Here is a 13,602-nt window from a genome sequence, read left to right on the forward strand (position 1 = left end):
GGGGAACCTATCGTCGCGACGTCGAGAGCGTGAATGCGGTCGGCCACAATGTCAACCCTTATCGGATTTCTCGGACGTGCCGGAGTTCTTGGGGTCAGGTGTCCGAGGTGGCTGCTGGTACTGCTGTTCCTGGCGCTGCCGCTTCTCCTGCTCGTCCTTCTGCTTCTGCAGGGTGTGCTGGAGGAACGACCATCCGACGCACCCCGCGCAGAGGACGGCGGCGATCGCGATTCCGGCGAACATCTTCCCGATCCGCTCATCCGCCGTACGCCGCGCACGCTGAGCGCCGAACAGCAGCGCGTCCCGCATTCTGCGGCGGCGTACCGCGACCGACTCCAGGAGCTGGCTGTCGTAATCCCGTGCCACTGGTCTGGGAGTCCTCCTCCTCACGGCCTCTCTGCAACGTAAGCCATCATGTGTGGGCCGTACAGTCCGGGTCGGCTGTGCCGGAGCTGAGGATTGCGGCTCGCGGTGGCCCCGCCGAGTTCAGCTCCCTCCGCTGGTGATCTCCCGCAACGATGCCTTCAGCCGGTGCGGCTCAGCCGATGTTGTCGACCGCGGCCTTCGCACGCGACAGCGTGTGCTGCGCGGTGCCGTCGTTCTTCTCCAGCGTCGTCTTCAGCAACTGGATGATGTTCTTGACCTCCTGCGAGGAGCGGTTCCAGCGCTGCTCCTTGCCGTGGTACTCATCCGCCACACCATCCGCCCTGAAATCGGCCATCGCCGCCTTCACCTGGGCATCACGCGCGGTGATCACTTCCTCCAGACGGGCGATCACCGCCTGGATATTGCCCTGCGCGTCCGCGGAAGCCCCCGTGTCGTACGAGCGGCGGTCACTGCCGGCAGCCATGAAAGCTCACTCCCCATCGAGCTCGAAGGAAAAATGCGGTCGGCGGCCCCGGATCAGCGGCCGGAGAAACGGGCCGCGTCGAAGTTGGCCGCGCCCATCTGCGTCCGCGCGTTGTCACCCTGCTCCTGGTCACCCGAGCTGAACGCCGAGTCCATCCCCGACTGACCACCCAGGATCGAGGACAACGCGCCGTGCAGGGACCGCGAGATCTCATCCGACCGCGCCTTGAACGAGTCGAACGCCGCCTTGCCCGAGCCATTGAACCTTCCCTCCAACGGCTCCGCGGCCTGCACCAGTTGGCGAATCAGCGCACCGAGATCATCACTTGACCCACGCGACTTCGACTGCAGCGTCGACAGCGTCTGCGCTCCCATGTCGAACTTCATCCGGCCCCCCTCGCCGAGCGATAAGCATGAAGGTCGTTTCCAGGTCCATCCTTCCAACTCCGCAAAATCGCCGCAACGGACAAACGGCAGGCCGTGACACAGGCGTGACGGGAGTGTCGAACCTCTCATGCTCCGTCGCAAGTTATTGATCTCCGTCGGAAGAGATGTCGATCTCCACGCCGCCGTCGCGCAACGCCTCCACGGCCCAGGAGAGTTCGTCCTCGTCGATGTTCCGCCGTGACACCTCGAAGTCCCGCCACACCAGGCGGAAGAGCCTCCGGCGCCCGCCACCGCTGTTGCTCAGACAGTCGTCGAGTGCGCTGGGGTTGGATCCGAGGTAGCCGCCCGGGCCGTTGACGGCCTCGCCGAGGGCACAGTAGAAGCTGTCGATGGTGGCGAGGTCGGCTCCGGCGATCTCGTACGTGTCCGCGTCGCCGTAGACCCTCGCCCGGTGCCCCGCACTGAACCACGCCTGCTGGACGACGTGCAGCCAGCTTCTGTGTGCCTCGGCGGGAAGGTCCTTCCACGCTCCGGAGGCGACGGGTGGGCCATGGGACCAGGTGCGCCAGATCTCCCCCGCATAGGGGTACGGCAGGGTGTATCCACCCAAGGAGATCGTGAGATCGGTGCGGCCATGACCGCCTTCGGTATCGCGTGCGCCGATGACCTCGATGGCCCCTACGTAATACGAGCCGATCTCTTTTCCCCGGACGTCCCTCACCTGGAACTCCACATCCCCGAAGGAAAGGGGAAGTTTCTCCGGCTCGAGTGATGTTCCGACGGCGACGACCGGGCCCGATTCCCCGGTCGAGGGATCGGCGAAGAATCCACGCAGATCATCCGCCGTCAGGATTTCCCGCTGGGTCTCGTCTTCGACGAATCGATACATGTTCATGATCAACCCCAGCCGTCATCCGGGAAATGCGGGGCGGTGAAGGGGTGAATGGTGTCGTAGTGATCGGTGCTCCACCCCATGACCTTACGTCCGTCGGGAAGGGTCTTCACGAGGATCCGCGCCTTGTCGGGCACCTTGGCGCCCGGGACCTCGTACTCGGTCGCACCCTTCCACGGGCGCTCATGCGCCCTCTTGCCCTTGAATATCTTCGGGTCACCGTTGTCGTCCAGGCGCGGGACTCCGTTGCCTTCCCTGATGTCGTCGTACGCCCTGACGAACGGCTTCGGCAGCCCCGTCGGCATCGGGTCGGACAGGCGCGGCTGCCTCTTCTCCTTGTCCTTGCAGCCTTTGAGGCCGAGGGGGTCCTGCCAGGTGTGGGGGTTGGGGACGTAGGTGTGGGGGCTGGGTGCCGGTGCGAGGCCGAGCGGGTCGGGGGTGAGATAGCGGGCGGTTTCGGGGTCGTAGTAGCGGTGGTGGTTGTAGTGGAGGCCGGTTTCGGGGTCGGCGTACTGGCCGGGGAAGCGGAGGGGGCAGGCCGTGGCGTCGGGGGGTGCGGTGAGGGGGGTTCCCCACAGAGTGGTGCGGGCCTGCCAGGCGAGGGTGCCGTCAGGGGTGATGAGTTCGGTGGGGGTGCCGGTGGGGTCGGTGACGACCGTGTGGAACCGGGTGGTGCCGGGTTCCTGGTCGCTCTGGGTGAGGGGTTGATGGGTGTCGGGGGCGTAGTCCCAGGTGGTGATCAGCCCGTGGTGGGTGGTCTGTTCGGCGAGACGGGTGTGGTCCCAATCAAAGATGAAGGTGGTGTTGCCGGGGCCGGTCTTGCCGATGCGGCGGCCGAGGGGGTCGTAGGTGTAGGTCCATTCGCCGCCGTCGGGGGTGGTGGTCGTGGTGAGGTGGCCGTGGGTGTTCCAGGTGTAGGTCCAGGTGCGGGTCTGGCCGTTGAGGAGTTTGCGGGTCTTGCGGATGAGCCGGCCGGCGGCGTCGTGGTGGTAGGTGGTGGGACCGGCGTGCTGGATGAGGGTGCCGGTGTGGCTGCGGTCGCCGGTACTGAGGTGGTCGGGGGCGGTGGCGTGGGTCTGGTTGCCCGCACGGTCGTAGGCGTATTTCTCGGTCCAGCCGTGGGCCTGGACGCCGGTGACGCGGCCCTGGGGGTCGAGAGTGAAGTGACGGGTTCCGGTGGTCAGTTCGCGGATCCCGGTGAGGTGGCCGTCGGGGCGGTAGCTGTAGGAGCGGTGCTGGAGCAGGTCGTCGTGGGGTGAGCTGGTGAGGCTCTGGGTGGCCAGACGGCCGGAGGGGTCCCAGGTCTGGTCGAGGGTGACGGCGCCGGTGGAGCGTCGTGTTTCGCGGCCGGTGGCGTCATAGGCGAACGTCAGGGTCTGCTCGGCCGTGGTGAGGGCGGTCGGCAGACCCATCGGGTCGTAGCTCCAGGTGGAGGTCAGACCCGAGGGCGTGGTGCGCCGGGTACGGTTGCCCACCGCGTCGTAGCCGTAGGTGGTGGTGCGGCCGTTGACGGTCTCGGCGACCACGCGGGCCATCGGGTCACGCTCCAGGATCAGATCCGCCTGGGCGTTCGTCGCGCGGCAGAGTGATCCGGTCGCGTCGTAGGAGTAGACCGTCTCCTCTCCCGTGGCCTCGTCGTGCTGGGTGACCACGCGCCCGGCCGCGTCGAGCGTGAAGCGCACGGTCTCCCCGAGGGCGTTGGTCCGGGCGGTGAGGCGGCCCGCGGCATCGCGGGTGTAGGTGGTGGTGGCGCCGTTGAAGTCGGTCTCCGCGACCAGACGGCCCGCGGCGTCGTACTCGTACCGCCACTGGAGGCCCTGGGGGTTGGTGACCGTGGTCAGACGCAGCTCGCTGTCGTAGGCGAAGGCGTAATCGGCGCCGTTGGGATCGGTCCGGGAAGCGGTCTGGTCGAAGTGGGTGTGGCTGAACCGTGTGGTGTTCCCCGCCAGGTCGGTGTGGAGGGCGAGATTGCTCTCGGTGTCCCACTGCCACACCTCGCGGGCGCCGTCGGGGGTTTCGCGCCAGGAGGGTCTGCCCTCGATGGTCCAGCCGTGCCGGGTGGTCCGGCCCAGCGGATCCGTGACGGCCGTGATCTGGCCGTGCGGGCCACGGCGGACGTGGGTGGTGCCGCCCGACGGGTCGCTGATGGCGGCGGGGAGGCCCAACGCGTCGGGGCTGATGGTGGTGGTGTGGCCCAGGGCGTCGGTGATGGAGGTGAGGTGGCCGAGGGTGTTGTAGGTGTAGTGGGTGGTGGCGCCGGTGGGGTCGGTGGTGGAGGTGCGGTCCCCGCGGTCGTTGTAGGTGTGGCGCCAGACGGTGCCGTCGGGTTCGTGGAGCTCGGTGGGCAGGTCGTGGCGGTCGTAGACGGCCACGGTCACGCTGCCGTCGGGGCGCTCGACCGCGGTCGGACGGCCCTCGTCGTCGTAGCGGTAGCGGGTGGTGTGGCCGAGGGGATCGGTGACGGCGATGGGGTGGCGGTTGTGTTCGTCCCATGCGGTGCGGGTGGTGTTGCCCAGCGGATCGGTCTCCGCGATCACCTTGTAGGCGTCGTTGTGGACGTAGGTGGTGGTGTGGCCGAGGGAGTCGGTGTAGCGGGTGGTGCGGCCGTCCGCTGCGTAGTGCAGCCGACCCGACAGGATCCCGTCCGGTCCGATGCCACGGAGTACCCGGCCACGGTGGTCGTAGACGTAGGCGTAGGTGGTGCCGTTGCGGTCCGTCCACGACGTCATCCGGTGCTTGTCGTCATACCGGTAACGCAGTGGCCTGGCCGTGGAGTTGACGACCTCCGACAGGTTCCCCGCCTCGTCGTAGCCGTAGGAGATCAGAGTGGTGCTGTGCTGGTGGTCCTCGCCGTGGAGCATGCGCAGCGCGGTGATCCGCAGCAGCTTCGGATCGGTGTCGATCGCGATGCGGTAGCCGCCGGAGTGGTTGATCTCGGCCGGGGTGCCCTGCGCGTCATAGCCGATGGTGACACGGTCGCCGTCACCGGTGCGATCGGTGATCGCCGTCAGCGCCAGCTCCCGGCCACCCGCCGGGAGCGGTGCGAAGTGCAGCGTCCGGTTCAGTTCCGCTGCGGTGACGGTGAACGTGCCGTCCGGCTTGCCGTCCCAGCACAGCGGCCATCGGGGACCCGACGTCGGATACGTGGGGACATCGCGCTCCGGTACGGGGTAGGTGAGCAGCATGCCGTCGTCCGCGACATAGACCACGCCCGCGTCGTCGATCTCCAGCCGCTGGTCCAGCGTGCCCGCCCACGTGCGGCCGAACCAGCCACCACAGGGGTGCCCGGAGACATAGTGTCGCTCCAGCACCAGCGGCAGGGCACCGGGCAGGCTGACATCCGTGTCCGACATGACCATCTCGCCGGTGGCCACATCGATCGGCTCGCCGGTGGTGCACTTCTTGTCACCAGGGGTGCAGGACTGTCCCGGGTTCTCATCCGTGTGCCGGCGCGCCCGCCCGTCCCGGCTCAGCGCCCGTTCGCGGTTGAGGAGACGTTGTGCCGCGCTTTTGGCGGTGGAGGCGCCGCGGCGGACGGCGCCGGAGCCCCCGGAGGCCAGCGCCAGGAGGAGTTCGGGGGTGAGCTGACCGGCGGCGCGGGCGGGGTTGCGCTGCCATTCGTCCCAGTTGACGACGGCCTTGGCGAACTCCTTGGGGTGATCGGCGGCGTAGGCGGCGCCGTCGGCCATGCCCGCGAGCCGCAGACCGGCGCCGCCGACGCCGCCGTTGACGAGGTCGTCGAAGTCGTCGTACCAGCCGCCGACGGTGTCCCCCGCACCACCGAAGAAGTCCCCCGCACCCTTTTTGAACTTGTCCCATCCCGACGGGGCCGGAGGCTTGTCCGGGGCCTCCTTCGCGGCGGTGTCGAGCTTCTTCTTCGCCGACGTGACCGTGAGCCCGAGCTCGTGCTCCAGCTTGTCCAGCCGCGCGTAGCAGTCGTTCAGCGCCGCCAGCCCCGGATCCTCCTCCGGCGGGCGCTCCGGCAGCGTCTCGTCCTTGCGGTCCACCGCCTCGTTGTACTTCCGCACCCGCTCCCAGTAGTGCTTGGACGCCGCCCGCGCCTCATCGGCATCGTCGATGATCGGCTTGACCCGCTTCTGCACCGAGCGCAACTTGTCCGCATACGCATCCAGCGCACTGGCGGCGGAGGTGAAGTACTTGTCCGCCGACTCCAGCTCCAACGGCAACGTGTCCGTCGCGCCCTTGAAGCCCTCGTTGGCCGCACCGGTCCAGTTCATCAACGACAGGACACCCAGCTGGTCCTCCCCGTCCTTGAACGCCCCGGCATAAGCCCGCAGCTTGACCGCCAGCGCCTCCACCGTCTTCGGCGACCCCGGAATCACCTCGGAAGGCTTCGCCCCCTGGGGTATCCGCTCGGTCCCGCCGCCGTCGATGGCGTCCTTGTGCGTCATGCGATGGTTCCCTTCCCCCGCTCCCCCTGTGCGCCGTCGGACTCACCCGCCCACCGGCCGCTCTATTGTTCCAAGCTCATCGCGGAACAGGACGCCTGCCACCGGCTGAGCGGTTTCGTCGCTGATGGTGGTCCGCGGCACACCCCCGACCAGGTGCTTTGTCCTGGTCCGGACCCGTGGTGCGGCGCGGTGGGTCCCCGCTGACGGGGTGTCAGCCGTGGCCGCTCAGGGCCGGGCCGGACGCCAGGTCCCCGTGCCGGTTCCGGCGTCATCAGGATTTCCAGGAATGAAGGTGTAGAGGGTGGGTACACGCGTCTTCAATCAGCCTATGCATGCAGCCGATACAGGGAGTGCGACGTGAACGGCACGGCACCCGTGGTCTCGTCAGATATGACGGCAGCCGAAGCTGAGCAGGACAGCGGAGTTGAGCTCTCTGGCCTTCCCTCGGTGACGGACCCGTCGAAGGTAGCGCCGAAGGATGCCAGGGCGCTGACCAAGACTTTCCTGGACCGGCTGACGGAGCTCGAGGAGGGGACGCACGAGTACCAATATGTGCGGAACACCCTGATTGAGCTGAATCTGTCGCTGGTCCGGTATGCCGCCCGACGGTTCCGGAACCGTTCGGTGGAGATGGAGGACGTCGTCCAGGTCGGCACGATCGGTCTGATCAAGGCGATCGACCGGTTCGATCTGACCCGTGAGGTGGAGTTCACCACCTTCGCGGTCCCCTACATCGTGGGGGAGATCAAGCGCTTCTTCCGTGACACGAGCTGGGCGGTGCATGTGCCCCGGCGGCTCCAGGAGCTGCGGATCGACCTGGCCAAGGCGAACGAGGAGCTCTTCCAGCGGCTGGACCGGTCGCCGACCACCGCCGAGCTGGCGGAGCACCTGAAGCTCAGTGAGGAGGAGGTCCTCGACGGACTGGTGGCCAGCAACGGCTATCTCACCACCTCGCTGGACGCCCCCGCCGACCATGAGAACGGCACCACCCGGGTGACCACCTTCGCCGACCGCATCGGCGAACTCGATCCGGCCATGGAGAACGTGGAGAACCTGCACGCCCTCAAGCCGCTGGTGGAGCAGCTCGGGGAGCGGGACCGGCGGATCCTCCAGATGCGGTTCGGGGACGAGATGACGCAGTCGGAGATCGGCGCCGAGCTGGGTGTCTCCCAGATGCATGTGTCACGGCTGCTCACGAAGGCGATCACTCGGCTGCGCCGCGGGATGCTCGCGGAGTAGGAGCCGAGCGGTCGCCGCCGCCGTGGGGGCGGCGGCACCGGAGCCACTGTCGGTATGTGGTGGGAATGTCGAAGGGCCCGGCCGGAATCTTCCGGCCGGGCCCTTCGGTGTGTGTGTCCCCTCGGTGTGTGTCCCCCCTGTGGGTGGATGGCGTGGCGTACCGCGGAAAGGCGAGGCAGCCTTGAAGCACAGAGGGCAGAGGGTGATATGTCATGATCCAGTCAGCCGATATCCGTGAGTGGCGCGACCGCGCCGTTGTGGACGACCAGGGCCGCAAGATCGGTTCGCTCGAGGCGATCTACGTGGCCACGACCAATGACGAGCCCGCCATGGCCACCGTCCGGACCGGCGTGCCGACCCGGCACCGGCTGGTGTTCGTCCCCGTCGACGACGCGATCGTCGGGCCCGGGTACGTCAAGGTCTCGTACGACCGGTCGCTGGTGAAGAAGGCTCCGTCGATCGGGACGGACGACATCCTGCCCGCGGAGCAGGAGGGAACGATCTTCCAGTACTACGGCAAGCCCTACCAGGCCGCCGCCGGTGAACGGCGGCTCGCCCGCCGCTGACCCGCGGTCCGCCCGCCGCTGACCCGAGGAGACGTCGCGCCGTGGCTCTGTTCCTGTTCCTCGTGATCGTGGCCATGGCGCTCGGGATCATCGGCACCGTGGTGCACGGCCTGGGCTATCTGCTGGTCATCGGCGTGGTGCTGTTCGTGGCCGACGTGATCTTCTCGCTGCTGAGCTGGTCGCGGCGGACCCGGCGGCGCCGGCTGCGATGACGGCGGGACAGGGCGTCGCGACGGCCGTCCCCTTCGGCTGCCACGCCCGGACGTATCCGCCGGGCACCCTGCGGCCCTCCGGTGACCCGGCGGCGGCCGACCGCCGGGTCCTCGACCACTACCTGCGCTGGAAGGCGTGCTTCCTCCGGCGGGGGATCGGCGGCGAGGACGGCTGCCGCGCGGTGTACACCCCCGACGCCGCCCATCCGTACGTCGCCGAGGCCCAGGGCTACGGCCTGGTGATCACGGCGCTGATGGCGGGCGCCGACCCCGAGGCCCGGAGCCTCTTCGACGGCATCCTCCGACATGTGCGCGCCCACCCCTCCGTCAACAACCCGGAACTGCACGCCGCCCAGCAGGACAGCGGCGGACGGGACGTCGGCGGTAGCGACTCCGCGACCGACGGCGACCTGGACATCGCCTACGGGCTGCTGCTCGCCGGACGCCAGTGGGGCGGCGACTACACCGCCCTCGCGCTGCGGCGCGTCCAGGCCGTCAAGGAGAGCGAGGTGCACCCCGGCACCCGGCTGATGAAGCTGGGGGACTGGTCCTCGGGCGACTGGGACGGCGTCTCCCGGACGTCCGACGGGATGCCCGGCCACCTCAGGGCGTTCCGGGTCGCCACCGGCGACCCCTTCTGGGACGAGGTGCTGGACGCGCAGCTGACGCTGACCGACACCGTGCAGCGGCGCTACGCGCCGGACACCGGGCTGCTCCCCGACTTCGTCGTGGACACCACCACCGGCCGCCCCCGCCCCGCACCGTCGCGGGTCCTGGAGAGCCCGCACGACGGCGACTACCACTGGAACGCCTGCCGGGTCCCGTGGCGCCTCGGCGCGGACGCGGCGCTCGGCGGCGACCCCCGGTCGCGGGTGGCCGCGCGCCGGATCAGCCGGTGGGCGCGGACGGCGGCCGACGGCGACCCGGCCCGGCTCGGCAATGGCTACCACCTGGACGGCACGGTCTACGGGGCGGGCTGGTCGCCCGCCTTCGCCGCGCCCCTCGCGGTCGCCGCGCTGACCGACGAGGGGGCGCAGGCGTGGCTGGACGCGCTGTGGGAGCGGCTGTGCACGACCCCACCGGACCCGGCCCGCGCCTACGCCGCCGGGGTGCAGCTCCAGTCGATGCTGGTGATCAGCCACAACGCCTGGCAGCCGTGAGCCCTGTCCGGCGGATCTCATCGGGCCCGCGACGCCTGGCACCGCGCCCCCGGCTACCGCTGGGAAATGCCCCCCGCACCGGACGCCGCGGGCCGGCCCTCCAACATTCACCGGACAGCCCTTGGCGGTGCGCTCCCGGCGCTTCGCGGGGGAATTCTGGTTCGCGTCCGGCGGGTTTCCACGCTGTGAGGCGACGAAGGGCCCGGCCCGCGGGCGTCGGTAAGGGGTGCCGATGCGGTACGGCGGGCGGGCAGCGCGAGATCAGGCGGGCGCTGGTACGGCGCCGGGAGCCGCTGGACCCCGACGCGCTCGCGCGGCTGCGCCGCTTCGGCGCGGCGCTGCTGCGCGGCGACCAGCCGTCGTGAACGGTGCCACGGGCTTGGTGGACCAGGGATGCGCGGGCGCCGCCGTGACGTCCGCGCCCCGCCTCGCCGGGCGCCGGACCGGCCGCGACCGCTCAGTCCCCGTGCGTGGCGGGCCGTGGGCCGGCCCGCTCGATCACCGCCCGGCACAGCCCGTCCAGCGCGGACTTCGCCGGGCCGTCGGGCAGCGGTGACAGGGCCGCGCGGGCCGCGTCCGCCTGGCGGACCGCCTCCCGGCGGACGTCGGCCACCACCGGGTGGGCCCGCAGCCGGGCCACCGCCTCCGCGTCCGGTTCCCGGTCGGCGGGCCCGGCGGTGAGCAGGTCGTACAGCTCCCGGTCCGCGCCGCCGCCCGAGGCCCCGTCCGCCGCCGTTCCCCGTGACCGCAGCAGCACAAGCGGCAGGGTGGGGCGGCGGTCCAGGGCCGGGGCCAGGGCCGTGTCGGCCTCGGCTGCCACCCGACGGGCGACGCCCAGCCGTTCGCCGAAGCGGGCGAGGGTGTCCGCGATGTCCGGGGCGGCCCCGGCGGTCATCGCGCCGAGCCGTCCGGAGACGGCGGTCAGTGAACCGCACCGGCCGGTCAGCACCTCCAGGTGGTGGGTGACCGGATCACGGCCGTCCGGCGGCCCGGTCGTCTCCAGGATCTGGCCGGTGACCAGCCGTTTGAACGCTTCGGCCTGGAGCCGTACGGCCTGCGGGCCAAGACCGGCCAGCAGATGCGAGGCCCGGGCGAAGAGGACATCACCGGTGAGGACGGCCACCGTGTTGTCCAGTGGGCGTCCGGGGCGGGGCGGGCGGCGCCGGGGGCCCGGCGGCGTACGCCCGCCTCGTCCCGCACCTCGTCGCGGCAGTGCGTCGCCCGGTGGGTCAGCTCGACGACCACGGCCGCGGGCACCACCCCGGGCGCCTCCGGATCGCCGAACCGCGCGGCCAGCAGCACCAGCAGCGGCCGGAACCGCGGGCCGTGCGAGCGCAGCAGCCGCCGCGCGGCCTCGGTGATGAACGGCACATCGCTCTGGGTGGCGCTCAACAGGCACTCCTCGACCGCCGTGTGCCCGGCGCTGAGCCCGGCGTCCAGCGTGCGGTCCCGCACGGTCGGCTGCATGGACGGAAATGTCTCATATGCCGTCAGGAGTGCGGGCTCACGAACCGGTCGGGACGGTGGCCCGGATCCGGCTCCCCTGGCCCGGACGGCTGTCCACGTTCAGGGTGCCGCCGACCTCGCGGGCCCGCTCCCGCATGGAGAGCAGCCCCAGATGGCCGGGGAAGGAGCCCTGGCAGTCGAAGCCGACACCGTCGTCGGCGACCGTCAACGTCACGGTCCCCGGACCACTGAGCAGATGGAGGGTGACGTTCCGGGCGCGGGAGTGCTTGGCGACGTTGTGCAGGGACTCCTGGGCGATCCGGAACAGCGCGTGCTTGGCCTCCGGTGTGGTCTCCGGTTCGTCCCCGAGCCGGGCCTCGGCCGCGATGCCGTACCGGTCGCGCAGCGCTTCCACATGCCGGGTGAGCGCGGCGACCAGCCCCTCGGCCTCCAGTGACTCGGGCCGCAGCTCGCACAGCAGCGACCGGGTCTCGGCGATGGCGACGTCAGCGAGCCGCCGGATGTAATCGATCGGCTCGGCGAGTTCGGCCGGTCCGGCCGGTCCCGCGAGATCGCGCTCCAGCAGCTCACGGGCGGTACGGGCGCCGAGCGCGATGCCGTACAGCGCCTGGGAGACCGAGTCGTGCAGTTCGCGTGAGATCCGCTGCCGTTCCTCGCGCACCACCTTCTCCTGGGTGGCCGTGCGCAGCCGGTCCCGCTCCACCGCGCACACCGCGTGCCCGGCGATCACCTCCAGCACGGTGAGATCGGCGTCGGTGGGGTCGCGGCCCGCGGGGAAGTGGCAGCACATCGCCCCGATCGCGGTGCTCTCGCACAGCAGCGGCCAGGCGGCCACCGCGCCCCGGGCGGGGCCGTCACCGGCGGTGCCGCCGCTGCCGCCGTGGATCACGGGCGCGGCTCCGGCGATCGCCTCCAGCGCGGGTCGGCGCGAGGGCGGGGTGTGGCCGTGGCCGCCGCCCGCCATCCGCAGCGTCACCCCCGGGCCCGGCTCCAGCAGATAGACGGTGCAGCTCGCGGCGCCGGTACGGGCCACCGCGCCCGCGGCCAGGGAGTCCAGGGTGCGCCGTACCGAACCGTGTCCGGCGGCGGTCGAGGCCAGACGGCGCAGATGGTCCCGGTGACGGATCCGGGCGACCGCGTGCCCGGCGGCCGGGGCGAACCGCTCGACGGTCCGCACATCGCCGCGGGTGAGCCGGCGTCCGCCGGGCCGGCTGGCCACCTCGATCACCCCCACCGGCTGGCCGCGCACCACCAGCGGCGCGTCCAGCACCGAGGTCAGGGCCGTGTCGTGGGGGACCCGGCGGTAGCGGGGCGGGCGCCGTTCGCCGCCGGACAGGGTGGACCGTCCGGCGCGGATGGCCTGGCGGGCGGGGGCGGAGCCGCCGGGGGTGAGCGGCCCGCTCGGGGTGACCGCCGGGGCGCCGTCGGTGACCCGTACCGCGAGCACGTCGCCGGGTTCCAGCACCATCACCCGGGCCATGTCGGCGCCGAGCGCCCCGCGCAGTCCGCGGGCGATCAGCCGCAGCACCGCGTCGCCGGTCTCCCCCGCCAGGAGGCGTTCGGTGATCTCGGCGAGTGCCGCCGCCGCGCGGCGCCGCCGGGCGATCCGGATCCGGTACGTGCCGATCACGCCGACCACCACTGCTCCCTCGTGGACGTCGCTTCCAGCGCCTCGGGCGGGTTGATCTCACCGGCCGGGACCAGGCCCGACTGCACCGCGTAGACCGCGGCCTGGGTCCGGCTGTGCACGCCCAGCTTGGTCAGGATGTGGCTGACGTAGGTCTTCACCGTCTGCTGGCCGATCCGCAGATCGCGGGCGATCTCCTTGTTGGCCTTGCCGCGGGCGAGCATGGTCAGCACCTCGGTCTCCCGCTCGGTGAGCTGTTCCGGGCCGCTGGGGTCCCTGACCTGGCCCATCAGCCGGGAGATCGCGGCGGGGGAGACATGGATCTGGCCCGCGGCGGCGGCCTTCACCGCGCTTCTGAGGTCATCGGCCTCGGCGTTCTTCAGCAGGAAGCCGATGGCCCCGGCCCGCACCGCGCCCATCACCATGGCGTCGTCGAGCGAGCTGGTCAGCGCCACCACCTCGACCTCGGGCAGGTCCTGGCGGATCTCCGCGGTGGCCGAGACCCCGTCCATCACCGGCATCAGCAGGTCCATCAGCACGACGTCGGGGCACAGCTCCCGGGCCAGCCGTACGGCCTCCCGGCCGTTGGTCGTCTCGCCGACCACCTTGATGTCGTTGTCGAGCCCGAGGATCATGCGCAGGCCCTGGCGGACCACCGCATGGTCGTCGGCGATGAGAACGCGAAGCGCCACTTGGCTCACCTGCCCGGGGGACGGGACGGTCGCGATCGCCGCGGCGAACGTGATCGTCGGGGCGGACGGGGGACGGAGCCCCGGCTCGGCGGCTGTCGG

General features: G+C 70.8%; 12 protein-coding genes and 1 pseudogene. 5 read left to right on the forward strand and 8 right to left on the reverse strand.

Going from position 1 to position 13,602, the window contains the following annotated elements; translation table 11 throughout:
- Nucleotides 1–51 precede the first annotated feature (51 nt).
- The 5 genes from HUT19_RS21980 to HUT19_RS22000 form a co-directional block, all read right to left on the reverse strand.
- The gene (locus HUT19_RS21980) at nt 52–366 is read right to left on the reverse strand and encodes a hypothetical protein (protein WP_176182111.1); all 315 of its coding nucleotides are present in this window, start codon (nt 364–366) and stop codon (nt 52–54) included.
- A 172-nt stretch (nt 367–538) separates the two neighbouring features.
- On the reverse strand, nt 539–850 hold the full coding sequence (locus HUT19_RS21985) for a pore-forming ESAT-6 family protein (protein WP_176182112.1): 312 nt from the start codon (nt 848–850) through the stop codon (nt 539–541).
- Nucleotides 851–903: 53 nt separating this feature from the next.
- Nucleotides 904–1,236, reverse strand: coding sequence for a hypothetical protein (locus HUT19_RS21990; protein ID WP_176182113.1), 333 nt, complete (start codon nt 1,234–1,236; stop codon nt 904–906).
- 142 nt (nt 1,237–1,378) lie between these two features.
- Nucleotides 1,379–2,131: a barstar family protein gene (locus HUT19_RS21995; protein WP_176182114.1), complete on the reverse strand. Its 753-nt coding sequence runs from the start codon at nt 2,129–2,131 to the stop codon at nt 1,379–1,381.
- A 2-nt stretch (nt 2,132–2,133) separates the two neighbouring features.
- Complete coding sequence (locus tag HUT19_RS22000) at nt 2,134–6,540, reverse strand: DUF6531 domain-containing protein (protein ID WP_176182115.1); 4,407 nt, start codon at nt 6,538–6,540, stop codon at nt 2,134–2,136.
- 390 nt (nt 6,541–6,930) lie between these two features.
- Here HUT19_RS22000 and HUT19_RS22005 point away from each other — a divergent pair, with 390 nt between their 5' ends.
- The 5 genes from HUT19_RS22005 (at nt 6,931) to HUT19_RS22025 (ending at nt 10,082) form a co-directional block, all read left to right on the forward strand.
- Complete coding sequence (locus tag HUT19_RS22005; protein ID WP_176187143.1) at nt 6,931–7,779, forward strand: RNA polymerase sigma factor SigF; 849 nt, start codon at nt 6,931–6,933, stop codon at nt 7,777–7,779.
- A 212-nt stretch (nt 7,780–7,991) separates the two neighbouring features.
- The gene (locus HUT19_RS22010; RefSeq protein ID WP_176182116.1) at nt 7,992–8,345 is read left to right on the forward strand and encodes a PRC-barrel domain-containing protein; all 354 of its coding nucleotides are present in this window, start codon (nt 7,992–7,994) and stop codon (nt 8,343–8,345) included.
- Nucleotides 8,346–8,386: 41 nt separating this feature from the next.
- On the forward strand, nt 8,387–8,557 hold the full coding sequence (locus tag HUT19_RS22015; protein ID WP_176182117.1) for a hypothetical protein: 171 nt from the start codon (nt 8,387–8,389) through the stop codon (nt 8,555–8,557).
- Nucleotides 8,554–9,717, forward strand: a complete 1,164-nt coding sequence (locus tag HUT19_RS22020; RefSeq protein ID WP_176182118.1) for a glycosyl hydrolase family 8 — start codon at nt 8,554–8,556, stop codon at nt 9,715–9,717. Before HUT19_RS22015 ends, HUT19_RS22020 begins: the two co-directional genes overlap by 4 nt.
- 185 nt (nt 9,718–9,902) lie before the next feature.
- Nucleotides 9,903–10,082 carry a hypothetical protein gene (locus HUT19_RS22025; protein ID WP_176182119.1) on the forward strand — a complete coding sequence of 60 codons (180 nt, stop codon included), beginning with the start codon at nt 9,903–9,905 and terminating at the stop codon, nt 10,080–10,082.
- A 92-nt stretch (nt 10,083–10,174) separates the two neighbouring features.
- Here the strand turns inward: HUT19_RS22025 and HUT19_RS22030 are convergent.
- The 3 genes and pseudogenes from HUT19_RS22030 to HUT19_RS22040 form a co-directional block, all read right to left on the reverse strand.
- Nucleotides 10,175–11,184: pseudogene (locus HUT19_RS22030) on the reverse strand (polyprenyl synthetase family protein).
- 37 nt (nt 11,185–11,221) lie between these two features.
- A complete protein-coding gene (locus tag HUT19_RS22035; protein ID WP_176182120.1) occupies nt 11,222–12,823 on the reverse strand; it encodes a histidine kinase in 1,602 nt (533 codons plus the stop codon).
- Nucleotides 12,811–13,503 carry a response regulator transcription factor gene (locus tag HUT19_RS22040; protein WP_176182121.1) on the reverse strand — a complete coding sequence of 231 codons (693 nt, stop codon included), beginning with the start codon at nt 13,501–13,503 and terminating at the stop codon, nt 12,811–12,813. Before HUT19_RS22040 ends, HUT19_RS22035 begins: the two co-directional genes overlap by 13 nt.
- Nucleotides 13,504–13,602 lie beyond the last annotated feature (99 nt).

The sequence above is a fragment of the Streptomyces sp. NA02950 genome, from assembly GCF_013364155.1.
GTDB lineage: Bacteria > Actinomycetota > Actinomycetes > Streptomycetales > Streptomycetaceae > Streptomyces.